At 62.2% G+C, this 26,063-nt stretch carries 29 protein-coding genes; 19 read left to right on the top strand and 10 right to left on the bottom strand.

Annotation, left to right across the window (positions count from 1 at the left end):
- The first annotated feature begins 78 nt into the window (after nt 1-78).
- The 9 genes from radC to V1288_RS13955 all read left to right on the top strand — a co-directional run bounded on the left by radC (nt 79) and on the right by V1288_RS13955 (nt 7,361).
- Nucleotides 79-795, top strand: coding sequence for a RadC family protein (radC, locus tag V1288_RS13995; RefSeq protein ID WP_334357584.1), 717 nt, complete (start codon nt 79-81; stop codon nt 793-795).
- A 112-nt stretch (nt 796-907) separates the two neighbouring features.
- Nucleotides 908-1,078 carry a hypothetical protein gene (locus V1288_RS13990; RefSeq protein ID WP_334357583.1) on the top strand — a complete coding sequence of 57 codons (171 nt, stop codon included), beginning with the start codon at nt 908-910 and terminating at the stop codon, nt 1,076-1,078.
- A 374-nt stretch (nt 1,079-1,452) separates the two neighbouring features.
- Complete coding sequence (locus V1288_RS13985) at nt 1,453-2,028, top strand: HdeD family acid-resistance protein (protein ID WP_334357582.1); 576 nt, start codon at nt 1,453-1,455, stop codon at nt 2,026-2,028.
- Nucleotides 2,029-2,085: 57 nt separating this feature from the next.
- On the top strand, nt 2,086-2,304 hold the full coding sequence (locus V1288_RS13980) for a hypothetical protein (protein ID WP_334357581.1): 219 nt from the start codon (nt 2,086-2,088) through the stop codon (nt 2,302-2,304).
- 49 nt (nt 2,305-2,353) lie between these two features.
- Nucleotides 2,354-3,382, top strand: a complete 1,029-nt coding sequence (locus V1288_RS13975; protein ID WP_334357580.1) for a patatin-like phospholipase family protein — start codon at nt 2,354-2,356, stop codon at nt 3,380-3,382.
- Between the two features lie 3 nt (nt 3,383-3,385).
- Nucleotides 3,386-4,849, top strand: coding sequence for a GntP family permease (locus tag V1288_RS13970; protein ID WP_334357579.1), 1,464 nt, complete (start codon nt 3,386-3,388; stop codon nt 4,847-4,849).
- A gap of 351 nt (nt 4,850-5,200) precedes the next feature.
- Nucleotides 5,201-6,121 (top strand): aldo/keto reductase, encoded by a 921-nt coding sequence (locus V1288_RS13965; RefSeq protein WP_334357578.1) that lies wholly within the window; start codon nt 5,201-5,203, stop codon nt 6,119-6,121.
- On the top strand, nt 6,121-6,846 hold the full coding sequence (locus tag V1288_RS13960; protein ID WP_334357577.1) for a DUF6064 family protein: 726 nt from the start codon (nt 6,121-6,123) through the stop codon (nt 6,844-6,846). The genes V1288_RS13965 and V1288_RS13960 overlap by 1 nt, the downstream gene beginning before the upstream one ends.
- Nucleotides 6,843-7,361, top strand: coding sequence for a GNAT family N-acetyltransferase (locus tag V1288_RS13955; RefSeq protein WP_334357576.1), 519 nt, complete (start codon nt 6,843-6,845; stop codon nt 7,359-7,361). The genes V1288_RS13960 and V1288_RS13955 overlap by 4 nt, the downstream gene beginning before the upstream one ends.
- A gap of 206 nt (nt 7,362-7,567) precedes the next feature.
- Here the strand turns inward: V1288_RS13955 and V1288_RS13950 are convergent, their stop codons facing one another.
- Nucleotides 7,568-8,002 (bottom strand): VOC family protein, encoded by a 435-nt coding sequence (locus V1288_RS13950; protein WP_334357575.1) that lies wholly within the window; start codon nt 8,000-8,002, stop codon nt 7,568-7,570.
- Nucleotides 8,003-8,215: 213 nt separating this feature from the next.
- On the opposite strand from V1288_RS13950, the gene V1288_RS13945 reads away from it, so the two are divergent.
- Complete coding sequence (locus V1288_RS13945) at nt 8,216-8,659, top strand: hypothetical protein (protein ID WP_334357574.1); 444 nt, start codon at nt 8,216-8,218, stop codon at nt 8,657-8,659.
- A 90-nt stretch (nt 8,660-8,749) separates the two neighbouring features.
- Here the strand turns inward: V1288_RS13945 and V1288_RS13940 are convergent, their stop codons facing one another.
- Complete coding sequence (locus V1288_RS13940) at nt 8,750-9,127, bottom strand: hypothetical protein (RefSeq protein ID WP_334357573.1); 378 nt, start codon at nt 9,125-9,127, stop codon at nt 8,750-8,752.
- Between the two features lie 178 nt (nt 9,128-9,305).
- Here V1288_RS13940 and V1288_RS13935 point away from each other — a divergent pair, with 178 nt between their 5' ends.
- Nucleotides 9,306-9,617 carry a putative quinol monooxygenase gene (locus V1288_RS13935; protein ID WP_334357572.1) on the top strand — a complete coding sequence of 104 codons (312 nt, stop codon included), beginning with the start codon at nt 9,306-9,308 and terminating at the stop codon, nt 9,615-9,617.
- Nucleotides 9,618-9,619: 2 nt separating this feature from the next.
- Here V1288_RS13935 and V1288_RS13930 read toward each other — a convergent pair whose 3' ends face one another.
- Entirely contained in the window at nt 9,620-10,897 is a 1,278-nt protein-coding gene (locus V1288_RS13930) for an RNA polymerase sigma factor (RefSeq protein ID WP_334357571.1), read from the bottom strand.
- A 31-nt stretch (nt 10,898-10,928) separates the two neighbouring features.
- Nucleotides 10,929-11,369, bottom strand: coding sequence for a YciI family protein (locus V1288_RS13925; RefSeq protein WP_334357570.1), 441 nt, complete (start codon nt 11,367-11,369; stop codon nt 10,929-10,931).
- A gap of 142 nt (nt 11,370-11,511) precedes the next feature.
- Here V1288_RS13925 and V1288_RS13920 point away from each other — a divergent pair, with 142 nt between their 5' ends.
- The 5 genes from V1288_RS13920 to V1288_RS13900 all read left to right on the top strand — a co-directional run bounded on the left by V1288_RS13920 (nt 11,512) and on the right by V1288_RS13900 (nt 15,433).
- A complete protein-coding gene (locus V1288_RS13920) occupies nt 11,512-12,036 on the top strand; it encodes a GDSL-type esterase/lipase family protein (protein WP_442893950.1) in 525 nt (174 codons plus the stop codon).
- A gap of 265 nt (nt 12,037-12,301) precedes the next feature.
- Nucleotides 12,302-12,490 (top strand): hypothetical protein, encoded by a 189-nt coding sequence (locus tag V1288_RS13915; protein WP_247832873.1) that lies wholly within the window; start codon nt 12,302-12,304, stop codon nt 12,488-12,490.
- Between the two features lie 328 nt (nt 12,491-12,818).
- Nucleotides 12,819-13,655 carry a hypothetical protein gene (locus tag V1288_RS13910; RefSeq protein WP_334357569.1) on the top strand — a complete coding sequence of 279 codons (837 nt, stop codon included), beginning with the start codon at nt 12,819-12,821 and terminating at the stop codon, nt 13,653-13,655.
- 150 nt (nt 13,656-13,805) lie between these two features.
- Nucleotides 13,806-14,435 carry a tyrosine-type recombinase/integrase gene (locus tag V1288_RS13905; RefSeq protein ID WP_334357568.1) on the top strand — a complete coding sequence of 210 codons (630 nt, stop codon included), beginning with the start codon at nt 13,806-13,808 and terminating at the stop codon, nt 14,433-14,435.
- Nucleotides 14,436-14,650: 215 nt separating this feature from the next.
- Complete coding sequence (locus V1288_RS13900; protein WP_334357567.1) at nt 14,651-15,433, top strand: outer membrane protein; 783 nt, start codon at nt 14,651-14,653, stop codon at nt 15,431-15,433.
- Nucleotides 15,434-15,639: 206 nt separating this feature from the next.
- On the opposite strand, the gene V1288_RS13895 is transcribed toward V1288_RS13900, so the two are convergent.
- The 5 genes from V1288_RS13895 to V1288_RS13875 are packed head-to-tail and all read right to left on the bottom strand — an operon-like array spanning nt 15,640 to nt 19,953.
- Nucleotides 15,640-16,341, bottom strand: a complete 702-nt coding sequence (locus V1288_RS13895) for an AprI/Inh family metalloprotease inhibitor (RefSeq protein ID WP_334357566.1) — start codon at nt 16,339-16,341, stop codon at nt 15,640-15,642.
- Nucleotides 16,341-17,330, bottom strand: a complete 990-nt coding sequence (locus V1288_RS13890) for a 2-hydroxyacid dehydrogenase (protein WP_334357565.1) — start codon at nt 17,328-17,330, stop codon at nt 16,341-16,343. The genes V1288_RS13895 and V1288_RS13890 overlap by 1 nt, the downstream gene beginning before the upstream one ends.
- Nucleotides 17,330-18,091 carry an ABC transporter permease gene (locus V1288_RS13885; RefSeq protein ID WP_334361308.1) on the bottom strand — a complete coding sequence of 254 codons (762 nt, stop codon included), beginning with the start codon at nt 18,089-18,091 and terminating at the stop codon, nt 17,330-17,332. Before V1288_RS13885 ends, V1288_RS13890 begins: the two co-directional genes overlap by 1 nt.
- 23 nt (nt 18,092-18,114) lie before the next feature.
- Nucleotides 18,115-18,927, bottom strand: a complete 813-nt coding sequence (locus V1288_RS13880; protein WP_334357564.1) for an ABC transporter ATP-binding protein — start codon at nt 18,925-18,927, stop codon at nt 18,115-18,117.
- A gap of 6 nt (nt 18,928-18,933) precedes the next feature.
- On the bottom strand, nt 18,934-19,953 hold the full coding sequence (locus tag V1288_RS13875; RefSeq protein ID WP_334357563.1) for an ABC transporter substrate-binding protein: 1,020 nt from the start codon (nt 19,951-19,953) through the stop codon (nt 18,934-18,936).
- A gap of 147 nt (nt 19,954-20,100) precedes the next feature.
- Between V1288_RS13875 and V1288_RS13870 the strand changes: the two genes are divergently transcribed.
- The 3 genes from V1288_RS13870 to V1288_RS13860 all read left to right on the top strand — a co-directional run bounded on the left by V1288_RS13870 (nt 20,101) and on the right by V1288_RS13860 (nt 23,979).
- Nucleotides 20,101-20,922 carry a creatininase family protein gene (locus V1288_RS13870; protein ID WP_334357562.1) on the top strand — a complete coding sequence of 274 codons (822 nt, stop codon included), beginning with the start codon at nt 20,101-20,103 and terminating at the stop codon, nt 20,920-20,922.
- Between the two features lie 152 nt (nt 20,923-21,074).
- Nucleotides 21,075-21,335: a hypothetical protein gene (locus tag V1288_RS13865; RefSeq protein WP_247781790.1), complete on the top strand. Its 261-nt coding sequence runs from the start codon at nt 21,075-21,077 to the stop codon at nt 21,333-21,335.
- A gap of 619 nt (nt 21,336-21,954) precedes the next feature.
- Nucleotides 21,955-23,979 (top strand): carbohydrate porin, encoded by a 2,025-nt coding sequence (locus tag V1288_RS13860; protein WP_442893949.1) that lies wholly within the window; start codon nt 21,955-21,957, stop codon nt 23,977-23,979.
- A gap of 212 nt (nt 23,980-24,191) precedes the next feature.
- On the opposite strand, the gene V1288_RS13855 is transcribed toward V1288_RS13860, so the two are convergent.
- The gene (locus V1288_RS13855) at nt 24,192-25,823 is read right to left on the bottom strand and encodes an FMN-binding glutamate synthase family protein (protein WP_334357561.1); all 1,632 of its coding nucleotides are present in this window, start codon (nt 25,821-25,823) and stop codon (nt 24,192-24,194) included.
- Nucleotides 25,824-26,063: the final 240 nt, after the last annotated feature.

Raw genomic sequence — 26,063 nt, 5'->3', positions numbered from 1 at the left:
CCAAGGCAGTCGCCCATGCACTGGATTTTCCACAATTCGTGATTGCAAAAGCTGGCCGCTGCGGCATGGTTAGCGGCGATGCCCGCCAAATCCAACGACAGCCCCATTCAACCCGCCGCCGAGACGCCGCATTATCACGGCCATCGCGAGCGGCTGCGCGAGCGCTTTTATAGTGCGGGACCGGAAGCGCTGAGCGATTACGAACTGCTGGAGATGGCGCTATTCCCGGCCCTGCCCCGGCGCGACACCAAGCCGCTGGCGAAAGCGTTGTTGAAAAAATTCGGCTCGTTCGCCGAAGTCATCCACGCGCCGGTTGCCCGCCTGCGCGAGGTCGACGGCATCGGCGAGGCCTCGATCAACCAGATCAAATTGCTCGCGGCCGCCGCAAGCCGGGTGGCGAAGGGCGAGATCAGGCGCAAGATCGCACTGTCGTCCTGGAACGACGTGATCGATTATTGCCGGAGCGGGATGGCGTTTGCCGACAAGGAGCAGTTCCGCCTGCTCTTCCTCGACAAGCGCAACCAGTTGATCGCGGACGAAATCCAGCAGACCGGCACCGTCGACCACACGCCGGTCTATCCGCGCGAGGTGATCAAGCGCGCGCTCGAACTGTCGGCGACCGCGCTGATCCTGGTGCACAACCATCCCTCGGGCGATCCGACCCCGTCGCAGGCTGATATCCACATGACCAAGGCGATCGTGCAGATCGCCACCCCGCTCGGCATTTCCGTGCACGACCACATCATCGTCGGCAAGAGCGGGCATGCGAGCCTGAAAGGGATGAAGCTGATCTAGCTATCGCCTGCATTTACCATCTATTAACTATCCGCTTCGCGCTTTGGCGAACGCGTGAGAGAGTGGTTCATCGGATGAGAGGGGGTAGCTCATCCTCGAATGAGGGGGATCGATGATGAATCAGCTAGCAGAGCGGATGAGGGTCGCGGCTCTTTCGATGAGCCCGGAGCACTTGGTTGACAAATTTCTGGACTGGCTCGAGGAACTGAGGGGCGCGATGGCGCTTGCTGAAATCAACAGTTTGGCCCGCAACGAGGTGCGAACCAGGGTGCTGTTCGATTGACGCGACGACTAAAGCGCGATGGCACGGCCGAGCCGCCATCGTGCTTTAGCTTCTTATTGTTATTGGCCAGGTGCGATCGCACAAAGCCGTTGAGACAAGTCTGCACCGGGCCAAATGGAGTGGATGTTTGCCCCAACAGGCGGCTGATCCAGCGTACCGCCACCGCTCGGTGATCGCCTATCCCGACGAGGCGGCCAGCATCATGCCGCGGCGAGACCTCGCACGATAAAATCACGACCGACGATATTGAAATCAGGTGATCGCAACGCGCAGTTGTGCTAGTACCTGAGCGTCGAACATTCTGCGCCGCGTGCCGTCGCGTCGAGGGACCGACAAACTAACGTCGGATAGGTTTTTCGTATCGGAGGACCGTCATGACCAGCACTTCAGACACTGTGAAAAGCCCTCAGGCCGGTTCGGATATGGTGCCGCTGCGCGCCAAGTCGGGCTGGATCATCGCACTCGGCGTCGTCTATCTCATCGCCGGATTTATCGCGCTGGGTAGCGTCGCGATGGCCACCGTCGCGAGCGTCCTCGTCGTTGGCATGATGATGATTATCGCCGGTGTCGCCGAGGTCTTTAGCGCCTTCCAAATCAGGAGTTGGGGTAAATTCCTGCTCTGGGCCCTGCTCGGCGTGCTCTACATCATCGCCGGCTTCGTCACGTTCCAGAATCCGCTGCTCGCCGCGGCGCTGCTCACCCTCATCCTCGGCGCATCGCTGGTGGTCTCGGGCATCATGCGGATCGTGCTGGCGTTCAGCATGAAGCGGGAAACACCCTGGATCTGGGTGGTGCTTTCCGGTGTGATCACGCTTGTACTCGGCCTGCTGATCCTGGCGCGCTGGCCGGTGTCGAGCCTCTATATCCTCGGCCTGTTCCTCGGCATCGATCTCATCATGGCCGGCGCTGGCTGGATCGGACTCGGCTTCGGCTTGCGCCGCCCTCGCTGAGGCAAGTTTGGCGGACTGCGCGCGGCGCAGTCTCTCAATCGACGAAAGGGAGGCGCCATGCGCTGGATCTACCTCGCCGTCATCATTCTGTTCGTCGCTGCGACCGTCATCTTCGCGGTGCAGAACTTCGAGGTCGTCACCATGTCTTTCCTCGGCATCAATGCCCGCGTGCCCCTCGCGCTGCTGGTCGCCGTCGCCTACCTGCTGGGCGCGGCGACGGGTGGCAGCCTGTTCGCGTTGCTGCGTCGATCCTACGAAAGGTCGAGAGGGATGTAGCAGCGTCCTGGGTTGAGTGTCGTTTCATCTCCGACCGACGAGGGTGACGATGGACGAAACAGCGCGCGAACCTGTGCTGGTTGACCTCGCTTTGCAAGGTGGTGGCTCCCACGGCGCGTTCACCTGGGGTGTGCTCGACCGGCTGATCGAGGAGCCGTGGCTGCGGATCGAAGCGATCTCCGGCACGTCGGCGGGCGCGATGAATGCAGTCCTGGTGGCCGACGGATGGACGCAAGGCGGAGCCGAAGGTGCGCGGGCGGCGCTCGCGACCTATTGGCGGCGGGTGTCGCAGGCTGCGGCGTTCAGCCCGCTGCAGCGCTCGCCGCTCGACCGGCTGATGGGTCGCTGGACGCTCGACACCTCGCCCGCCTACATCGCCATGGACCTGATGGCCCGCGTTGTTTCGCCCTATGATCTCAATCCACTTGGCCTCAATCCGCTGCGCGCCATCCTCGCCGACAGCATCGATTTCGACCGGCTGGCCCGCGCACCGATCAGGCTGTTCGTCACTGCGACCAGTGTGCGCACCGGCCGCGGCCGCATCTTCCGCAACAAGGAGATCACCGCCGATGTCCTGCTTGCCTCGGCCTGCCTGCCGACCATGTTCCATGCGATCGAGATCGATGGCGAACCCTATTGGGATGGCGGCTATGCCGGCAATCCGACGCTGACGCCGCTGGTGCGCGAAAGCGATGCGCACGACACCATTTTGGTGCAGATCAATCCGCGCGAGCGGCCGGAGCCACCGCGCACGGCAAATGAAATCCTCAACCGGCTCAACGAGATTTCCTTCAACTCGCCGCTGATGAAGGAATTGCGCATGATGGCGCTGCTGCGCCAGGTGGCGGACCCCGGGCACGGCGAAGGCGCGCGCTGGGCCGGCATGCGCACGCACCGGATCATGACCGACACGCTCACGGAGTTCGGAGCGTCGTCGAAGCTCAACGCCGAGTGGGCGTTCGTCTCGCTGCTGAAGGAAGAGGGCCGCAAGAGCGCCGACGCATTCCTTAACGCCCACGGCGAGGATATCGGCAAGCAATCCACGACCGATCTCGACGCGCTGCTCGCGGAATGCTGAGTCATGACAGTGTTCGGGCTTCTCGGCATCTTGATCGGACTCGGTCTTTTGATCGCGTTCGCCTTCCGGGGCTGGAGCGTATTGCTGCTTGCGCCGCTAGCCGCTTTGATCGCAGCGCTGTTCTCCCGCGAGCCGCTGCTCGCCCACTGGACCCAGACCTTCATGGTCAGCGCGGCGGGCTTTCTGGCCCAGTTCTTTCCGCTGTTTCTGCTTGGCGCGCTGTTCGGCAAGCTGATGGAGGACAGCGGATCGGTCGCCGCGATCGCGAGCTTCATGACCGAGCGGCTCGGCCCACAGCGGGCCGTACTGGCGGTCGTGCTCGCCGGCGCGCTCGTCACCTATGGCGGCGTCAGTCTGTTCGTCGCCTTCTTCGTGCTGGCGCCGATGGCGCAGGAGCTGTTTCGTGCGGCCGGCGTCCCGCGGCGTCTGATGCCGGCAACTATCGTGCTCGGCACCTCGACCTTCACCATGTCGGCACTGCCCGGCACGCCGTCAATCCAGAACGCGATTCCAATGCCGTTCTTCGGCACCACGCCCTTTGCCGCGCCCGGCCTCGGCATCCTGGCATCGCTGATCATGCTCGGCTTTGGCCTGTGGTGGCTCAATCGCCAGGAGGCGCTCGCAAAGATGAACGGCGAAGGCTTTGGCGAGGGCGCGCCGATGCCGTCCGGCCGTCTCGCCGCCGACGAAAAGTTGCGCGAACGCGCCACCACCGCGCGCGAGTTCGATCCGGCGGAGATCGTCCATGGCAAGACGGCCGACGTGCCGCCTCCGGCCATGCTCGCCGCGCTGCCCCTCATCGTCGTCATTGCCGTCAATCTCGCGATGTCGTTGTTGGTCCTGCCGGCACTCGACACCCGCTTTCTCGCCGAGGCCCGCTGGGGCGGGACGTCGCTCGCCGCTGTCGGCGGCGTGTGGGCCGTGATCACGGCGCTTGCCTGCGCGATTCTGACCGTGCTCGCGGTCAGCTATCGGCGACTGCCGGCCCTGCGCGCGACCATGGACGCCGGCGCCAACGCCTCGGTGCTGCCGGCGCTGAGCGTGGCGAGCCTGGTTGGCTTCGGCGCCGTGGTGGCGGCGATGCCTGCTTTCGCCGTGGTGCGCGACGCCGTGCTCGGCATCGGCGGCGGACCGCTGGTGTCGCTGGCAGTCGCCACCAACGTGCTCGCAGCCTTGACCGGCTCGGCGTCGGGCGGACTGACCATCGCGCTCGACGCACTCGGAGCGAGCTACATGACGCGCGCAGCGGAGATCGGACTCGATCCCGCGCTGCTGCATCGCGTGGCGGTGATCGGTTCGGGTACGCTCGACAGCCTGCCCCATAACGGCGCGGTCGTTACGCTGCTCGCAGTCTGCGGATCGACGCACCGAGGCAGCTATCGCGACATCGTCATGGTCGGCATCGTCGGCGCGCTCATCGCCCTCACGGTCGTCATCGCGCTCGGCTCGGCTGCAGGATCGTTCTAGGTTCTCCTGCCGGCATATCCTCGTGAAATCAATGCACTCGATGTTGAGGGGAAACCACTTCTCCCACGCCGTCGCAGGCCGATGATCCATATGATCAAGGCGACCGTCCAGATCGCCACCCACTCGGCTTTTCCGTGCACGACCACGTCATCTTCGGCAAGAACGGTCACGCAAGTTTGAGGGGACTGAAGGTGATTTTGCGATGTCAACTGTCCATCGCAGATTGAGGACGTCGCGCGACTGCATATTTGGTCCAGCGCCTTGATCATATTGCGACGGTGGCGGCGGCGTACCGTTACTCTCGCGCATTTCTTGCGCGCCGGTTTACCCGCCGCGATGATGGAGCATCGAATGCGGACGACACGCCGAACGTTCGTGCAGGCTTCCCTGGCGGCGGCGGCCGCCGCGACACTGCTGCCAGTGTCTCTGCGCGCCCAGGAGGGCTCGCCCGCCCGCCGTGCCATCCCCTCGACCCGCGAGGAGATACCGATCGTTGGACTAGGGACCTGGATCACCTTCAACGTCGGCGGCGATCCGGTGCTTAGGGACGAATGCGCCGGTGTCATGGCCGCCTTCTTCGAGGCGGGCGGCCGCATGATCGATTCCTCCCCCATGTATGGCTCGTCGCAGCCGGTGATCGGCTACGGCCTTCAAAAGCTCGGGCGACCTTCTGCGCTATTCTCGGCCGAAAAGGTCTGGACGTCCTCAGGCGCGGCAGGTCCATCCCAGATCGAGCAATCGCGTCGCTACTGGGGGGTGCCGAAGTTCGACCTGGTTCAGGTTCACAATCTCCTCGCCTGGAAGGCGCATCTGCAGATGCTCTTCCAGATGAAGGCGGCGGGCGCGGTGCGTTATGTTGGAATCACCACGTCCGAAGGCCGCCGTCACGATCTCCTCGAACAGATCATGCGGAGCGAGCCTGTCGACTTCGTGCAGTTCACCTACAACGTTGTTGATCGCGAGGCGGAGGCGCGGCTACTGCCGCTGGCGTCGGAGCGCGGCATTGCCGTGATCGTCAACCGCCCGTTCCGGCAGGGCGCGCTGACTGACCGCCTCAAGCGTGAGCCGCTGCTCGAATGGGCGCGCGAATTCGGGGTGTCGAGCTGGGCACAGCTCATCCTGAAGTTCATCCTCGCTCACCCGGCCGTCACCGTCGCAATTCCGGCGACCACCCGCGTCGAGCACGTGCGTGAAAACCTCTCGGCCGCCGCCGGCCCGATGCCTGATCCGGCCATGCGGGAGCGCATCTCGGCCCACGTGAAAGCGCTTTGATGTCGGAGTGGTGGACCTACCGGGCACAGGACTTCCTGCTGTTTTCGCCGCGCGTCTATTGGCGCATGTTCGAATTGCACAATGCGGCGCTCTGGCCTCTGCACGTGCTGGCGCTCGCCGCCGGCCTCGCCATCATCCTGCTCATCGCGTGGCAGCCGAGAACCGGGGCACGCTGGCTCGCGCTCATCCTCATGCTCCTTTGGACCTTTGTCGGGTGGTCCTTCCTGTGGGATCGCTACGCGACCATCAATTGGGCAGCCGCCTATGTCGCGCCGGCGTTCGCCGTTGAAGGCGTGTTGCTGCTCGTCATCGGGTCGTTGCGCGATGGTCTCGCCTTCGATCGGCGCGGGCCTGCCGGTTGGATAGGGGGTCTCATCCTTGGCTTCGCACTCGCCGGACAGCCGTTGCTGGCGCCGCTACAGGGACGCGGCTGGGCCTCGTCCGAGGTCTTTGGCATCGCGCCGGATCCGACCGCTATGGCGACGCTCGGCGTTCTGCTGCTGGCCCGCGGCAAGCTTTTGCCAGTGCTGCTGCCAATTCCTGTTCTCTGGTGCCTCTTGAGCGGCATAACCCTCAGCACGATGGGAGAGCCGCAAGCCTGGGCCCCTTATGCCGCCCTGGCGCTCGCCGCTGCAGCCTGGATCTGGACGATCATCCGCCGGCGCGGATCGCCTCCGCCCGCGCGAATGTACGCAAAGGGCGACGTCAGGGAGAACCGAACGTGAGCACCGAGGTAGCAATCCGACCGTTCCAAGAGGAAGACGCATCTCAAGTGCGCGAGCTATTCATTGTCGTCAACCGACTGCTATCGCCGCCGCATATGCGCGATGCCTTTGAAGCTTACATCGCTCGTTCATTGATCGAGGAAATCGATCGGGTCGCCGCTTACTACGGTGAGCGAGGCGGCGGCTTTTGGGTCGCGCTCGGGGAAGCGAAGGTCGTCGGCATGTTTGGCCTTGAACCCGCAGCGTCTGACGCCATGGAGCTGCGTCGCATGTATGTCGACCCGTCCGCCCGGCGTAGCGGGATCGCCCGGTCGATGCTGCGATTTGCAGAAGCTGAGTGCCGTCGGCTTAACATTAAAAGGCTTGAATTGAGCACGTCTGAATTACAGCCGGCTGCGCTCGAACTGTATAGGCACGCGGAATATCGGTTGCTGAACGAAGCCGTCGCCGAGCAGGCGAGCAACAAGACGCTGGGAGGCGGCATTCGTCGATATTACTTCGAAAAGATCCTGTAGCACAAAATGAGCTTGCGGCGCTTGATACAAAGGCGCCGCCGCGGCAGGCGCCGTCGCGCACGACCACATCATCGTCGGCAAGAGCGGGCATACGGCTTTGAAAGGGGGTGAAGCTGATTTAACGATGTCAGCTTATGGTCCAAACTCTGAGCACGTCCAAGCGGTGCTGATGAGGATCAGCCAGCCCGGCTCCGCAAAATTCGCCTCTAGTGCGCCGGCTCGAAAAGTTCGATCGGATTGCCGTCCGGATCCTCCAACAGGATTTGCTTGCCGCCCGGTCCGCTCTCCATCTCGTTGCGAAAATGAAGTCCCGCCGTTTTCAAATTCTCGATCCGCGAGGGAAGATCGGCGACTTCAAGAACGACCCGATTCCACCCCCCGGGCTCCTGACGATGTCCGCTCGGCATCGGACGCGAACCCGACGCGCCGGGGCCGCTGAGGATGAGCTTGAGGTTGCCGATCGAGACCTGAGCAAAGGCAGGCAAATTCTTGCGATCCAGCTTGAAGCCGAGCTGTTTTGTATAGAAGTCAGCCGAGCGGTCGACATCTTTGACCTGGTATCGGACACCCCAAAGGCTTCGGACGAAGCTCCTCGCGGAACCGGCGGTCGTCTCCGACGATTGGTTTATGGCTTGATTCATGGAACCCCCTTCTGACGATTTGGAAGGCCGCGGCTAGTAACGGGCGAGGACGCTGACAGTTCACCGCTGGGCGACAGGCGGGTACCGAGAACGCAAAGCTGTTCAGTCGTTCCAGAACGCGGAAAGCCGCCTTCTCCCGGAGTTCCTTCCGGCGGCCGGTTTGGCTGGGCTGCACGGCTTCTGCAGATCAATGCCCATCGTACAGGAGGCGCTATGAACTCATCGGAAATGTTGTCACGCCAAGGACGTCATCTCCTTCAACTGGGCGTTATCCTGTTTCTGTTCACGTCGTTTGAGGGCTTCATCATTCCTGCGCTTGCGGCCCCCAATCTCGGCCGTTCGGTTCATACGCTATCCGGCTTTACCGGAGTCTCGTTCCTGACGATGGGACTGACGTGGCCGATGCTCAGGCTTGGCACCACGGCATCAAGAGTAGCGTTCTGGTTCCTTATCTATTCGGCGCTGGCGACGATCGCGGGATTTGTTGTGGCGGCGTTTTTGGGAGCCGGCGGCTCGATCATACCGATCGCAGCCCAGGGGGTGCGTGGAAGCGACCTCCAGGAAGCGATGATCCAGGCAATAATGTATCCGGCCGCGCCAACCGGCATCATTGCGTTCGGGCTGATACTTTGGGGTCTTCGCGCCAAATCCAACTGAGCTTGTAGTGCCATCGCGGCCCCCGTTGGCGGCCAGCTCTCACTGCCTGCGACGGCGCATCAGTCAGATGACCTGGAAGCGCAGGCGCGCTTACGGCTCGACCCATCGCCGCACCGCCTCGGCAGTGTTGGCCGGCGTGGTGTTGAAGCAAATACGGGTTTGCGGCGCGCCGAGGTGAACCAGATTGATGATCCGTTCGAACAGAAGCAGCCGCTCCCGCGGCTCGCGCAGGCCGGCGCCGATCACCACGCAATCATAATGCTTTGCGCCCAGCGCCGCAGCAGCAACGGCTTCGGCCGTGTCGCCGAGGTCGATCAGGCAACTATCGGCCTCATAGCCCATCGCACGAAGCTGCGCGATCTGAGCGTCGATGTAGCTCCTCACCAGTTCGGCCGTGAGCCCCGGGAAGGCACTGAAGTCGACCAAGGAAGGCTCGACGCCGATCGCGAGCACGGTCTTTTTCGCCATGCGTCTGCTCCATTGCCAACGAACGCCCGGAAAACGCGCTCGGCACGCGCGCGGTTCCGAACAGGATACAGATATTATAGTTCGACTGTTGCCGAAGCATCGACGTCAGAAAATCGGGCATGGTGATTCAGTTGCCGGTGCCGGAATCGAACGGCGCCGGGCTTCACAGGAGAGCAGCATGACAACCACCGACAGCGCGAACCAGCACCTGATCGTCACCGCATTCTGGGAGGTCAATTCCGGAGAGGAAGCTACGGTCGCAGCACTTCTGAAAGACTTTCTTCCCCAGGCGCAGCGGGAACCGGGCGTAAAGGAATTCCGGATTCACCAGAATGTCGCCAAGCCGAGAGAATTCTTCTTCTACGAGGTGTTCGCGGGTGAGGCGGCGTTCGCCGAGCATCAGCAGACCGATCACTTCAAGAACATCATCCTCGGGCAGGCAATTCCGAAACTCGCGAGGCGCGAGCGGCAGCAGTTCCGCTACATCTGAAATCAAGAAGGCTCCGGTGCGCCACCGCCTGCTTCGGTGGCCCGCCGCTTCAACAATTCGCGTTCGCGCTTGTTGGCCGCAAGCGCCGATGCCAGCTCGAACGCCGCACGAGCTTCCGCAACGCGGCCGAGCCTGAAAAGCAGATCGCCGCGGACGCTCGGCAAGAGATGATAGTTCTTCAGCACAGGCTCGCCCGCCAATCCGTCCACGATCGCGAGCGCCGCCGCCGGCCCCTCGGCCATGCCGATCGCCACCGCGCGGTTGAGCTCGACGATCGGCGAGCGCACCAGACCTGAGAGCTCGCCATAGAGCCTCGCGATGCGCGGCCACTCCGTGTCGTCAGGCGTGACGGCTCTGGCGTGACAGGCGACGATCGCGGCTTGCAGCGCGTAGAATCCTCGCCCGTCGCCGAGTTCGCATGCCCGCGCCAACGCCGATAAGCCGCGGCGGATCTGAAGCCGGTCCCACAGCATCCGGTTCTGGTCCATCAAGAGAATCGGATCGCCGGCAGCATCGGTGCGCGCCGCGGTGCGCGAAGCGTTCAGCTCCATCAGCGCGAGCAGGCCGTGGGCTTCGGCCTCCCGCGGCGCGACCTGTATCAGCACCCTGCCCATGCGCAGCGCGTCGTGGCAAAGCTGCGGCCGCAGCCATTCGTCGCCGCGGGCGGCCGTATAGCCCTCGTTGAAGATGAGATAGACGACCTCCAGCACCGAGGCCAGCCGTTCCGAAAGCTCCGCGCCGCGCGGGGTTTCATAACTAAGCCCGGACTCCGAGAGCGTGCGCTTGGCGCGCACGATGCGCTGGGAAATCGTCGCCTCCGGCTGCAGGAAGGCGCGGGCGATCTCTTCCGTGGTCAGGCCGCAGATCATCTTCAGCGCCAGCGCTGCCCGCGACTCGCGCGACAGTCGCGGATGGCAGGCAGTGAAGATCAGCCGCAGCAGCTCGTCGCCGATATCGTCGTCCAGGCCGGCGTCCGGATCGGGCATCGCCTGCTGCTCCTGCTCCAGGTCGCGTATCAGCATCTCGTGCTTGCGCGCGAGCATGCTGCGGCGGCGCAAATCATCAAGCGCGCGGCGTTTGGCGGTGGCCATCAACCACGCGCCGGGCTTTTCCGGAACGCCGGTGGCGGGCCAATGTTCGAGCGCCGCCACCAGGGCTTCCTGCGTCAGGTCTTCGGCCAGCGTCACATCGCGCAACATCCGGGACAGGCCGGTGATCAGGCGCGGCTGTTCGACGCGCCAGACCGCGAGGATGGTGCGATGGACGTCGGCGGCCGTCATCGCCGCCGACTGCGTCTGCCAAGCATGCACATCACGCGTGGGCGCGAATGCCGGCCTCACATGCGCCATCCACGCCCGGCGTCGCCAGCACGCGAACTTCGCAGGTGCCTTCCCAGCCCGGCATGTGCTCGAGGTGCAGTTGCATGAATTCCCTCGCGGCCGCCACCGCCTCCTCCATGTCGCGGAATTCGAAGATCGCGTAGCCGCCGATCAGCTCCTTGCTTTCCACAAACGGCCCGTCGGTTACGCTGAGCTTGCCATTGGTGATCCTGACCTGCGCGCCGCCCATGGCAATCGGCATCAGGCCGCCCATATCGAGCATGCGGCCGGCTTTGATCTCGCGCTCGGCGAGCTTGCCCATCGCTTCCATCAGGCCGGGGGTCGGGGCTTTGTCAGGCTGGGGTGAGGTAACGATAGACATGAAGCGCATCGAAGAACTCCCGTTGAGGCGAGCCGCGGCGGCAATCGCCACGAAACTGTCTCGCTATGGAAGACGACGAACGGGAGGGCGTCGGATCGACAGGACCCTGAATTAAATTTTGGCGGCTTCCCACGGACCGCCCCGCCCATCCGGTTGCGCCAGAGGATATTGGGCCTGTAGGCTTCCTGCACCGATGCAAATGGGGGCAAGTATGAAACCGCACTCTTTTCGGCCCGCTATCCCGGGTGTCATCCTGGCGGCCTTCTTCCTTTTCGCAACCGCGCCAGCCGGCGCCGCCACCATCGTGGCGCTGGGCGCCAGTAACACTTATGGCAAGGGGGTCGCGCGGGGGCAGGCCTATCCGGCGCAACTCGAGGCGATATTGCGGGCCAAAGGGGCCAACGTCCGTGTCGTAAACGCCGGCATTAACGGCGACACCACGGAAGGCATGTTGCGGCGTCTGGACCAGGCCGTACCGAAAGGCACCAGCGCCGTCATCCTACAGCCGGGCGGCAACGACCGGCGCAAGGGCTCGCCCGATCGGACATCGGAAATTCAGAGCCAGTTAAGTGCGCGCGGCATCCCGGTGATCATGATTCCAAACAGCAGTTTCAGGGGATTACCGCATCAGCCCGACGGCCAGCATCTCACCCCGGAAGGATATCACATGCTCGCCGAACATATTGCATCTCAAGTGGCAGGCGTGATCGGGCGCTAGGACACGCACTCATAGATCCCGCGGCAGATTGAGGCGCGGATGTCTGCTGCACCCCCTGATAGCGGTGCGATGGCAGACCTCACCAGAGGTCTGCTTTGTGCACAATAGCGGACCAATACGGCCGGTCTGCCCGCAGATATACTGAGCACGATTCTTCACCCCACAATCACGATCGACCGCGCCGCAGCGTTATCTCGCAATTGCCGCCTTGTAGGACCGGTTGAAATGGACACAATATACTCGCTTCGGGATCGAGGAGGATGCCATGCCCGAAGCACCAAGCGATATTGATTATACGGTTCATATAGGCAGACACGAGACGACGTTCCGTGCGAACACACCCAAAGGAGAGAAATTCCTCGGCGGCGTTGACCTTACAATGTCCAATGAGGAAGCGCATACATTCATACAGGATGCCCGCGCAGCAGGGCTGACGGTCAAATCGTTTTTCTAACAGTTTCGCAAACAGATCCTGCACCTCGTTATTAGTCGAAGGGCAAGCCATCGGATGCTAGAGGCGCACGGCTTCAACACCATTCTAGTTCCGCTTCAGGCCGCTGAATGGTAACCGGTCATTCGCGTCGTTCTGACGGGGCGCCGAGCACTTCCGGTCTACCCCGATAAGCAGACAAGTTCAGAGTCCGTCGGCATGTCTCAAAGGTGCCATAACCCGACCTCGCTCTGGATGCCACAGCCGCCCGGTTAACGAGCGGTAAAGCCAAAGCATCAAAAGGCCGCCGGGAGCTAACGCACCTTACAACTTGTGCATGCCATATGGAGGAATGACTATCCGAACCTGTCGCGTCCGCAACAGGCGCTCGTTGAAGAGGTCAAATGGGGTCAACGCGGTGATGGTACGTTTACACATCCGTTTTTCAGCGGTGCTCGCGGTGGCCCTCGCGCTCGCAGGATGCGGGAGAAGCGAGAGCTACCGCTACAAGCTGACGTTGGCAGTCAATACAGCCGATGGCGTCAAGCGTGGTTCAAGCGTAGCGGAGGTGACTTTTTTTGAGGTCTCGATTCCTGCAAGAGGAATTATGCACAAGCTTCGCGGCGAAGCGTTGTATTTGGACCTTGGTCCAGGTGCGCCGCCGTTGATCGCCTTGATCGGGAGGCAAACTCAACCGTCTTCTAGGCAGTGGAGGCCAACCACGCAATTATCCCGGCTCTACGACATCCCTCTCTCGGCTGACGTCATGGATACCCTGGCTCAAATTGCCCGCAAGCGCGGCGCTCGAACAATTGCCCCGAATGAACTGCCTGACCTTGTCACTTTCGCAAACGTGAATGACCCAAGCACCGTAACCGAGGTCGATCCAAATAATTTGCAGGCGACGCTGGCGCCGGGCGTTAATTGGAACGAAATCACGTTGGAAGTCACAGATGAACCCATCACAAAAGGGATCGAAGAAAAGCTGCCTTGGATACCATACTACTCCTGCTTTATGCTCGATGGTGCGCGATACCAGGACAAGAATACGCTCGCCAACAGCTTGAGTACGGCCGACTTTGATCAATCTGATGACGCGATGAAAAAGATAAAGCAAAAATTGTCTAGTACCGACATCGGATCGGAGTGTTGGAAGAGCTTGAGGGAGTGGCAGCAGCGACCGCGCTAGCGCGTCAGTCTCGAAGTTCTGCTACGGGTCATTTGCGCCCTTCCGATCGATCGAATTGGACCAAGTACGCCTGCAATCCTCCGAAAGCCGACGCTGTTCAGAAGGTTACCGGCTAGAGAATGACCAGCCTCATTAACTGAGGAGGTCATCATGGCCGATGTCCCGAGCACTAGCGCGTCCAAGCACGTCCCGTGGAACAAGGGAAAGATCGTCGGCGCGAAGCCGCCACTCCGCCCGAAGCACGTCTGGTCCATCCGGACGAAGCTCCAGGTCGAAGGTCGACTCCGTGATCTGGCGTTGTTCAACATTGCCATCGACAGCAAGCTTCGTGGCTGCGATGTGGTAGCCCTGAAAGTCGATGAGGTCGCACCAAGCGGTTATGCAGCCGACAGGGCAAGCGTCCGCCAGAAGAAAACCGGACGGCCGGTCAAATTCGAGCTTACTGAGTCCACCCGCCAGGCCATCGATGACTATCTAAGGGCAACCGGCAAGAAGCCGGGCGACTGTCTGTTCACCGGCCGCAGGCGACCCGAGTGCAGCCTGACCACTCGGCAGTACCCGCGGCTGTTGTCGGGTTGGCTGGCCGGTATAGGGTTGGATCCTCACCTGTTCGGAACGCATTCACTGCGTCGAACAAAGGCGACCCTCATCTATCGGCGCACAGGCAACCTGCGGGCCGTGCAGCTTCTTCTGGGGCATACGAAAATCGAGAGCACCGTCCGCTACCTGGGAATTGAGGTCGACGACGCGCTCGCAATAGCAGAACAAGTAGACGTCTGAACTTGGTGGGCAGAGCGGAAATGCTCTGCCCGTCCTTTACTGGCGGCTTGGGGCCAATAGCAGGCGCTTCGTCGGATGGAAGTTCGCTGCGGGCGCTTGAGGCGTTTTCGCAACACATCTCAGAAAGCTGCAACCTGGAAGTGCGGCAGTCTGGCGCACTTGGCGAGTCCATGCCAGAACGCGTTACCATTTTCGATTGCGCTGGGGGAGTTGGAATGCGTCGTGTTGCAGTGGTTGGCTTTGCGCTTGCGTCGATGGCTGGCTTTTCGGGCACAGCTTCCGCCGCCGATCTTCCCGCCAGGGTCTACACCAAGGCGCCTCCGGTGATCGCACCGATCTACAATTGGGGCGGCTTCTACGTCGGCATCAACGGCGGGGGCGCCTCGAGCCGTGAATGCTACACGCTCACCAGCGTTGCCGGCCTTCCGATTGCCAATACCCCGAGCGAAGGCTGTCACGATGCGACCGGCGGCCTGGCCGGAGGCCAGATCGGGTATCGCTGGCAGGCCGCCAATTGGGTGTTCGGCGTCGAGGCCCAGGGCGATTGGGCCAATTTGAAGGGATCGAATTCGAGCCTGACCGCGCTCATTCCGTACGTGAACCAGACTAAGGTCGACGCCATCGGTCTGTTCACCGGTCAGGTCGGCTACGCCTTCAACAGCGTTCTGCTGTACGTCAAGGGCGGCGCTGCGGTCACCCATAACAAATACAGCAGCTTCTTTCCGGTAGGAAACGGCTTCGCCGCCGCCGGTGTCCCGTTCAATCAGGCAAGCGACACCCGCTGGGGCGGCACCGTCGGGGCCGGAATTGAAATCGGTTTTGCGCCGCGCTGGTCGGTTGCCGTCGAATACAACCACCTGTTCATGGGCAACTCCAACGTGACGTTCCCGCAGTCGGCGATTGCGGTCACGCGCAGCGACAACATCCGGCAGAACATCGACATGGGAACGATCCGCATCAACTACACGTTCGGCGGCCCCGTGGTCGCGAAATACTGATCTATTTTCATCGATCGATCCGATAAGAATCAGAAGCCTCGGCCTTTGCCGGGGCTTTTTTTATTTTCATTTCAATTGATGCGACCGGGCTGTCCGCTCAGGGTCACGAGCGGTAATGCTGTAACCGATCAGAAGCTTTCCGCTTGGCCGTCAGAAGCCGGCATCGCCTTTATGAGTGGACGCCCTGATTCACGGACAATTGGGTCCTACTGCCCCCGGACCATGATCAGGGGATCGGCCGTGTCAGGCACCCGCCGCCACTGCGCATTGTCATCGGCCTCGAACTGCCAGGTCTGGCCTGTCGCCGACATCAGGATCATCTGCCCACGGTCCAGCCGCCATTGGTTCGGCGCAAAAGCTGCGATCGCCGGATCGCATTTCGGCTTCAAAAACACCTGGAAATTATCGCCGGTCGCCTCGGTATTGGTCAGCGTCAACCCGCAGATGGTCTGGCCGTTGCCGCGGACCATCGACCAGTCGCCGATCATCTGGTCCATCGACTTGGCAAGCGAGCGGGCGGCGGCGAGGTTCTGCAGGATGTAGACCCCCTCGCCGGTCCGCAGGCCTTCGAAAATGCCGCTCTCGACCTCGGTGAAGTCGATCACCGGCTGGCCTGCCGCGTCCTGCAGCCGCACGATATCCAGCCCCTTGATATTCCAGGCGGTGATATCCTTTGTAAACGGCAACGCCTTGACACAGCCGGGCTCGAGCTCAAGCTTCAGCCCCTGCGCCGTCGTATCGCCCTTCAGCGTGACGACGCAGGTCTTGCTGCGCTCGGTGGTGGCAAGCTCCCACTGCCCGATCATGTCCTTCTTCAGCGTCGAGGCATCCTGCGCCGCGGCCTGCGGCGCAAGCGCGAGCAGCGCCGTCAGCGCTGCCGCCGTGATGCTCGAACGCCTGCGCGACATCAGCGTCTCTTTACCGGGGTTTCCGGCACGGGCGTCAACGGCGCCTTGCCGGCAAACCAGTTTTTCAGGTTATCGACGACGAGTTGATCCATGGCGTTGCGCGTTACCACCGAAGCCGAGCCGATGTGTGGCAACAGCACGACATTTTGCATGGCCTTCAGCTCGTCCGGCACGTTCGGCTCGTTGGCAAACACGTCGAGGCCTGCCGCGAGGATGGTGCCGGATTTCAGCGCCGCAACCAGCGCCGGCTCGTCAACCACGGAGCCACGTGCGACGTTGATCAGCACGCCGCGCGGACCGAGCGCCTTCAGCACGTCGGCATTGATCATCTTTGCGGTAGAGGCGCCGCCGGGGACGATCACGATCAGCGTGTCCACCGCCTTCGCCATTTCCATCAGGTCGCCATAGTGCTTGTAGGAGACGGCCGAAGACGGATTACGCGAGTGATAGGACACCGGCACGCGCGAGGCCTCTAACCGGCGTCCGATGGCCTGGCCAATGCGGCCCATGCCGACGATGCCGATGTTGCGGTCGCGCAGCGAGCCGACGCTCAAGGGATAATTCTGCGTCTGCCACTGGCCGGAGCGCAGATAGCGGTCGGCCTTGACAAACTCTCGCAGGGTCGAGATCAGCAAGCCCATAGCGACGTCGGCGACCTCCTCGGTCAGCACGTCGGGCGTGTTGGTGACGACGATATTGTGCTCACGTGCATAGGCGGAATCGACATGATCGTAGCCGACGCCGAAGCTCGCAATGATTTCGAGCTTCGGAAATTGCGACAGCGCCTTCGCATCGGCCGGCACCATGTGATAGGTCACCGCCATGCCGCGGATCTTCGCTATCGTATCGGGCGTCAACCGCTCAAGGTCGGCGCGGCTCTCCGCCATATGCAGGACGAACTGATCCGAAAAGCCGTTTTCCAGGATCGGCCGGACGGGCCCATAGATCAGGAGATCGATCTGTTCGGACGGAATATTCGCGGCAGCCATCAATTTTCCTTTCCAAGCGCGCTCTCATGCCAGCGCCGTAGTACCAGGTGCGAAACTAGCGCCAGCAGCCCATAGATGACAATCCCGGCCACGGACAACAACAATAACGCCGCGAACATTCGGGGAATGTTGAGGCGATAACCGGACTCGGCGATCCGGAAGGCAAGCCCGGAGCCGGCGCCCGCGGTGCCCGCTGCGATTTCGGCGACCACGGCGCCGATCAGCGACAGGCCGCCCGCGATCCGCAGGCCGCCGAGAATATACGGCAACGCCGCCGGCAATTTCAGGTACCGCAGCGTCTGCAGCCGCGATGCACCGTAGAGCTGAAACAGCCCGGCCAGATTGCGGTCCACCGAATTCAGCCCGAGCGTGGTATTGGACAGCACCGGGAAGAATCCGACGATCCAGGCGCAGACGATCACCGCTGTCTGCTGCGGCAGATAGATCAGCAATAACGGCGCAATTGCGATCACCGGCGTGACCTGCAGGATGACAGCATAGGGAAACAGCGAATATTCCAGCCATTTCGACTGATTGAACAACAGCGCCAGCGCGACGCCGCCGACGGCCGCGGCGATGAAACCTTCCAGCGTGGTGAGCAAGGTGACGCCGAGCGATTCCGACAGCACCGTCCAGTCGCTGACGAGCGTCCGGAACACGAGATAAGGGCTCGGCAGCACGTAGGGCTGGATGCCGTTGACGCGCACCACGAGTTCCCAGAAGCCCAGGCCCGCGGCGAGCACGGCGATGGGCAGCAGCATGCGGCCGATATTCTGGAAGGCGCTCATGCGCTGCGCTGCCCGGAATAGGAAGGCGCGAGCGCGCTGGAAACCTCGCGGCAATAGCCGGCATATTCGGCCGAGGTGCGAAACTCCTCCCCGCGCGGCTCCACGCTGGCGATGCGAAATTCGCTTGCCAAGCGGCCCGGCCGCGCGGTCATCACGGTCACCCGCTGCGACAGATAGACCGACTCGAATACCGAATGGGTGACGAAGATGACGGTCTTGTGCAGCTTGCGCCACAGATCCAGCAGATCGTTGTTGAGCCGAAAGCGCGTGATCTCGTCAAGCGCGGCGAACGGCTCGTCCAGCAGCAGAATGTCCGGGTCGGTGACAAGCGCGCGCGCCAGCGAGGCCCGCATCTTCATGCCGCCGGACAATTCGCGGGGGTAGGCATCGGCAAATTCGGCAAGGCCGACCTGCGCCAGCGCCTCCTCGATGCGGCTGTCGGCATCAGTCGCCGGCGCGTGCGCAAGCTTCAGCGGCAGGCGAACGTTGTCGCGCACGCTCGCCCACGGCATCAGCGTCGGCTCCTGAAATACAAAACCGATGGGATGCCGCCCATTCGCCCCTTTGGCGCGATGAGAAACGCTCACCATGCCTGCGCTCGGCGCGCTGAGCCCCGCGATCAGCCGTAGCGCGGTCGATTTTCCGCAACCGGAAGGCCCGAGCAACGAGACGAATTCGCCTTTTGCGACGTCGAGATCGAGCGGCCCGAGCGCGGACACGCCGTTATCATAGATCTTGGTCGCGGCGCGCAGACGCACGGCAAGGCCGGCCGCATCGATATCCGTCTCGGACAAAGCGGGCCCGGCCATCCCGCGTCAGTTCTTCGGCCGCAGATCGAGACCGACGCCCTTGTTGACGAAGCGCAACGTGTAGGCCTGGCGGAAATCGATATCGCGGCGAACCACGCCGGCCCGCACCATCTTGTCGAAGAAGCTCGCCACGCGCGCGTCGGTCATGGCGCCGATGCCGTCGCGCAGGGTATCGCCGGAATCGACGATGCCGTATTCCTTCATCTTGGTGACGGAATAGCCGAGCAATTCGTCGGTCATTTCCGGGTTCATCTGCTTGATCATCGCATTGCCGGCCGAATTGTCGCCGTAGAGATAATTGTACCAGCCGATGACGGAGGCATCGACGAAGCGCTGCACGAGGTCCGGCTTCTTGTCGACGATCTCGCGGCGGGTCTCGATCAGCGTCGAATAGGCGTTGAAACCGTGATCGGCGAGCAGGATCACGCCGGGCTTGAAGCCCGCCGCCTTCTCGACCGCGTAGGGCTCCGACGTGACATAGCCCTGCATCGCGCTCTGCTTGTTCACGATAAAGGGCTGCGAATTGAAAGTGTAGGGTTTCACCTTGCTCTCGCTGAACCCGTATTCGGATTTCAGCCACTGGAAGTAGCTCGCGACGCCTTCCTTGGAAACCAGCAGCGTCAGCGGCTTGAGTTCTTCGAGCTTGGTGATCTTGCTTTCGGGGTGGGTCAGGAAGACCTGCGGGTCCTTCTGAAACATCGCGGCAACCGCGATCAGCGGCACGTTATTGGTGACGGCATCGAACGATTGCAGCGTGTTCGCGCTCATGAAGAAATCAAGCTTGCCGGCGGTCAGCAGGATGCGGTTGTTGGTGTTGGGGCCTCCCGGCACGATCGTGACGTCGAGGCCGTATTTCTTGTAGGTGCCGTCGGCAGCCGCCTGGAAGAAGCCGCCATGCTCGGCCTCCGCCACCCAGTTGGTTCCAAATGACACCTTGTCGAGGGTTTCCGCGCGCGCGGGCATCAGCCCCGTCAGCAGCGCCAGAAGACCTGCAGTTAACGCTCGCGGCAAAAAGGCAGGGTTCATGGTTGGACTCCGTCGATCGTTCTGGCCCATGATGGGGAGGCTATGGACGTGAATCACGTCCTCGGGGCGTTATCCAGAGCGCGGATAACGTTCCCGGAATATCTAACAAACTACCCTGCAAATTCATCCAAAGAAACGCTTCGCTCGATGGCTTCAACCGTTCCGCCCCGCGACTGGACCGAGATCCGCTGGCCCGACATCGCCAAGGCCGGCACCAAGGCCGATGCCGCGCGCTGGATCGCGGTATTGCCGCTGGCGGCGACGGAACAGCACGGCCCCCACCTGCCGCTGGAAACCGACGTCTTGATCGGCGAGGCCTATCTGGCGCGGGTGCGCGAGTTGCTGCCTGCAGCACTTCCCGTCACCTTTCTGCCACTGCAGCCGGTCGGCATTTCCACCGAGCATATCGATTATCCGGGCACGCTGACGCTGCCGACCGATGTCGCATTGAAGGAGTGGATGGCGATCGGCGAGCGCGTTGCGAAAGCCGGCCTCCGCAAGCTGGTGATCGTGACCAGCCATGGCGGCAACAGCGCGGCGATGTCGCTGGTGGCGCAGGATTTGCGCGCCCATCACGGGCTTCTCGTGGTGACCACGAGCTGGTCGCGCTTTGGGGCGCCGGATGGATTGTTTTCCGCGGAAGAGCTGCGTCACGGCATTCATGGCGGCGCGGTCGAGACGTCGATCATGCTGGCGCGCTATCCGCACACCGTGCGCAAGGAAGCGATAGCCGATTTTCATCCCGCCAGCATCGCGATGGAGCAGAAGTTTCGCTGGCTCTCCGCACATCGTCCCGCGCCGTTCGCTTGGCAGGCGCAGGATCTGCATGAAAGCGGCGCGGTCGGCGACGCCACCAAAGCCTCTGCGGAGAAAGGCGAACAACTGCTTGACCACGGCGCGCGCGCGTTCTGCGAATTGCTCGACGACGTCGACAAATTCGATCCGGAATTGTTTCTTCGTAAAGCATAGAATCCCGATTTATTATCGTAACTATCTGAAATATCGAAGAAATAAACGACGAAACCATATTTCCAGCCGTCATCTCGAACCGCTTTCGAGGAGCCTCCGTCCAACTGGGCATGCGGACCAAAATGGCCGCTTAACACAGGATGGAGACTTCCATGTCGATCAAGACCAAGTTCGCCGCTCTCGCTCTCGCTACCCTTGCCGTTACCGGCACCATCGCGTCCACCACCCAGGCGCAAGCCAAGCCGCTGCACTGGGGTGTCGGAGCCGGCCTCGTTGGCGCCGCCATTGTCGGCACCGCGATCGCAGCTTCCGGCCCCGGCTATTACTATGACGGCTATCGCCGCTGCGGCTGGGTTCGCCAGTTCGACGCTTTCGGCAATTACATCGGCCGCGTGCGGACCTGCGGTTACTGACTTCTGCGGCTAACTTGGTTGCTGTTTGAGAAGCGTCCTCTTTCCAGGCAAACCACTTCAGACCTCGAAAACGCTTCTTCTTGTCTGACGCGTTTTCGAATCCGAATGCCACTCACGGATCAAGTCCGAGGGCATGCTTCGCTCGAAAACGCTCCTTCTTGTTCGACGCGTTTTCTTCACGCGAACCGGAATACCACTTCGCTCGAAAACGCTTTTGTCGTGGATTTGCGTCCGGCACGGGCGCCTCATCCACCCCGTGCCGAACCCGACCCGCCCGGTTGTCCCCCCGGGCGGGTCAACCTTTTTGGGATGCAGGTCGACCGCCAGAACCCGACCTGTCGCAATGTGTCAGCGATGTCTCCGAACACCCGTCAGTCGTCTGTCAGAACGGCATCGGCGCTAATGGCGATGTTGCAACCAGGTCACGTAACGGTGCCATTAAACGCAATTGCCAGCCCCTTCTTGCTGTTGCGAATTATTCGCAATAAAAGTCGGGCGGTAAATGGTGGATAATTCCGGTCTGGCGGCCGCCCCGGAAGAACCGCGAGAATTCGATCGAGGGCGACGGGATTTGATGACTTCATTTGTTGGGTGGCGGCAGGCATTCGAATCTGCAGAGATGGCAGGCAACGCGTCGAGCCGGAATGTCCAGACTGTGAGCCGCAACCGCCGATCCCTGGAACATGCACTGGCCGGCGCCGCGTTCGGCGCGCTGGCGCTCGGCACGCCGGCGATGGCAGCCGACATGCCGCTCAAGGCGCCGCATCTTCGCCCGGCGTTCGACTGGAGCGGCTTCTACATCGGCGGCCATACCGGCTACGGCCGCGGCGCCTCGGCCGCGGTGCTTTCCGATCCCTTGGCGGTTTCAGCCAACAGCGTCTTCAGCGGCGTGATCGGCGGCGTCCAGGGCGGCTACAATGTTCAGTTGCCTTCCGGCCTGGTGCTCGGCATCGAAGCCGACCTGACCTTTCCGAACTACATCACCTCGAACTCGATCGTGTCGACGCTCGCCGGCGCGCGCTCCGACGTGATCGAGAAACTGGATTATTTCGGCACTGCGCGAGGCCGCATCGGCTACGCCAGCGGACACTGGCTCTTCTACGCTACGGGTGGTTTCGCCTTTGCCGGCGAGCGTTTCATCAATACGCCCGACGTCGGCGCCGACCAGAAACACATCAACGTCCGCCCCGGCTGGGCCGCCGGCGCCGGCGTGGAATACGCCTTCGCGCCGCACTGGAGCGTCAAGCTCGAATATCTCTACAGCCAGTTTGATCGCGCCAACATTCGCTTTCCCACGGGCGCGGAGCACAATTCCACCCTCGATTTCCAGCAGATCCGTATCGGCCTCAACCGCAAGGTTGACTGGCCTGGATCGAACAGCCGCACGCCGAAGTCCGACCTGACCGATCCTGAGTCCGATCGCTGGGAAATTCATGGCCAGACCACCTATCTCGGTCAGGGCTATCCCGCGTTCCGCGCGCCCTATACCGGCACCAACAGCCTGACGCCCGCGCGACAGGCGCAGGCCACCTGGAGCAACAGCCTCTATCTGAACGCCCGGCTCTGGGAAGGCGGCGAGGTCTACTACAACCCCGAACTGCTGCAGGGTTTTGGCCTGAGCGACACCGTCGGCATCGCCGGATTTTCCAGCGGCGAGGCGCAGAAGTCGAACTTCCCCTACCCGCACTACAACACCTCGCGGCTGTATGTGCGCCAGACCTTCGAATTTGGCGGCGACCAGGAAGAGCTTGCCGCCGGACAGCAGCAGCTTGCGGGCAAGGTCGACGTCAACCGGCTGACGCTGCAGGCCGGCAAGTTCTCGGTCGGCGACGTCTTCGACGGCAACTCCTACGCCAAGGACAGCCGCCGTGATTTCATGAACTGGTCGATCTGGGCGCCCGGCGCGTTCGACTATACCGCCGACAAGCTTGGGCTGACCTACGGCGTGACCGCCGAACTCAACCAGAAGCAATGGGCGTTGCGCGGCGGCTATTTCATGATCGGCGCGGTATCCAACTCCAACAATTTTGACACGCAGGTGTTTCGCCGCGGCCAGTATGTGGCCGAACTGGAGACGCGATACACGCTGTTCTCGCGGCCGGGCAAGTTGCGCACCATCGGCTGGCTGAGCAGCGCCAATTCCGGCAGCTATCGCGACACGCTGGACAATCCCGCACTCAATCTCGACATCGAGCAGACGCGCATGGGCCGCCTCAAATACGGCTACGTCATCAACGTCGAACAGTCGGTCACGGATGATATCGGCCTGTTCGGCCGTTGGAGCTGGAACAACGGCAAGACCGAGATCATGTCGTTCACCGACATCGATGCCTCCTTGTCGCTCGGCACCTCGATCAAGGGCACGAAATGGGGGCGGCCGGACGACACGATCGGATTGGCCGGTGCGGTCAACGCGCTGTCGCGCGATCATCGCGACTTCATCGCCGCCGGCGGGCTCGGCCCGCTGATCGGCGACGGACGGCTCAACTACCGCAAGGAACGCATCCTCGAAACCTATTACGCCTATGCGCTCACCAAGCAGATCACGCTGACGGCGGACTACCAGTTCGTCACCAATCCTGCGTACAATGCCGATCGCGGCCCGGTCCATGTATTTTCCGGGAGGCTGCACGGAGAGTTTTAGAGATTTTTCGTCGTCCCTGCGAACGCAGGGCCCCATAGCCACCGGCCAAAATTGTTTTGCAACGGCACTCTGCCACTCTGCCTTGTCGATAGATCACGCGGTATCGCGATGAACGCGATGCGCTCACGCGGGGGTCCCTGCGCCCGTGCGCAATTGCGCACTAGGCAGTGACGACGGGGAGAGGCGTGCTCACCAACCGAACTGTCCGCTCATCATCCCACCGGCTGGAACGAATCCGCGCGCGCCATCGCCCAGGCGTCGCGGAAGCGCGGATCCTGGGTGCCTTCGATCAACTCGCCCGGCCGCAGCGACGGATAGAGCTTCGCAAATGACATGACCTCGGTGCTCGACGTTCGCTTCGAGAAGTGAATAGGCCGCAGTTGCTGCGGGTGTTCGAGACCGGCGGCGGCGAGAAGCTCGGACAGCGCGTGCAGGGTGGCGTGATGGTAGCTGTAGACCCGCTCGGTCTTGAGTGGCACCACCAGCGCCCGGGCGCGGGAGGGATCCTGCGTGCTTACACCGGTCGGACAGCGATCGGTGTGACAGCTCAAGGACTGGATGCAGCCCAGCGCGAACATGAAGCCGCGTGCGGAATTGCACCAGTCGGCGCCGATTGCCATGGCGCGCGCCATGTCGAAGGCGGTCGCGATCTTGCCGGCGGCGCCGATCTTGATGCGGTCGCGCGCATTGATGCCGATCAGCGCATTGTGAACGAAACTGACGCCCTCGCGCATCGGCATGCCCAGATGGTCCATGAACTCCAGCGGCGCCGCGCCGGTGCCGCCCTCATTGCCGTCGACGACGATGAAATCCGGATAAATGCCGGTCTCCAGCATCGCCTTGCAGATGGCTAGGAATTCCCAGGGATGGCCGATACACATCTTGAACCCGGCCGGCTTGCCGCCCGACAGCCTGCGCATCTCGCCGATAAACGCCATCATCTGCAGCGGTGTCGAAAACGCGCGGTGGTTGGCCGGCGAAATGCAATCCTCGCCCATCGCGACGCCCCGGATTTTGGAGATCTCCTGCGACACTTTGGCCGCCGGCAGCACGCCGCCATGCCCGGGCTTGGCGCCCTGACTGATCTTGAGCTCGACCATCTTGATCTGGTCGTCGGACGCAACGCGGGCAAACTCTTCCGGGTTGAAGGAACCATCGCGGTTGCGGCAGCCGAAATAGCCGGAGCCGATCTCCCAGATGAGGTCGCCGCCGTTTTCGCGGTGATAGGGACTGACGCCGCCCTCACCGGTGTCATGCGCGAAGCTGCCCTTCTTGGCGCCGATGTTCAGCGCGCGCACCGCGTTGGGGCTGAGCGCGCCAAAACTCATCGCCGAGATGTTGAAGACCGATGCCGAATACGGCTTGGTGCAATCCGGTCCGCCGATGGTGACGCGGAATTCAGCGCCGCTGCGAGCCTTCGGCGCCACCGAATGATGCATCCATTCGTAACCCTCGCGATAGACGTCTTCCTGGGTGCCAAAGGGCCGCTTGTCGAGCTGCATCTTGGCGCGCTGATAGACCAGAGCGCGGGTGTCGCGGGAGAACGGCATGCCGTCCTTCTCGCTCTCGAAGAAGTATTGCCGTATCTCCGGGCGAATTTCCTCGAGCAGGAAACGAATATGCGCTGATATCGGATAATTGCGCAAAACCGCATGGTTCTTCTGCAGGAGATCGCGAATGCCGAGCAAGGTGAGGGCGCCGAAAATCACGATCGGGAACAGCAGCAGCTCCCACACCTTGGTGTTGTGGTCGAAAAGCCCGATGCCGATCAGCAATGCCGTCACGACGGCGCAGACCGTCAGCACGATGTAGCGTGGCGAGAACGGAAGCAGCAGCGTTTCCATGGAATCCCTCAGCCGTATTGTCGCGTCGCCGGCGCCAGCTTAGTCCAACCGCGGGAACGAGCGCTACACGATATACGGCGCGGCACTCGCGGAAGTGACGTCGGCTCAAAAAAATAGTTGGCGGCTTTAATAAACCTGTCGCTTTTGCAGTGCAGCGTAACGGCCAGGCCCCCTGGCCAGTCAGGCCGCGCGGCGTGCAGGGGTGATTATAGCAGTGAGAGCGTGGGGGGAACTACTGGG

The organism is Bradyrhizobium sp. AZCC 2176, assembly GCF_036924645.1.
Lineage (GTDB): Bacteria > Pseudomonadota > Alphaproteobacteria > Rhizobiales > Xanthobacteraceae > Bradyrhizobium.
This window is presented reverse-complemented; position numbering and strand designations above follow the sequence as displayed.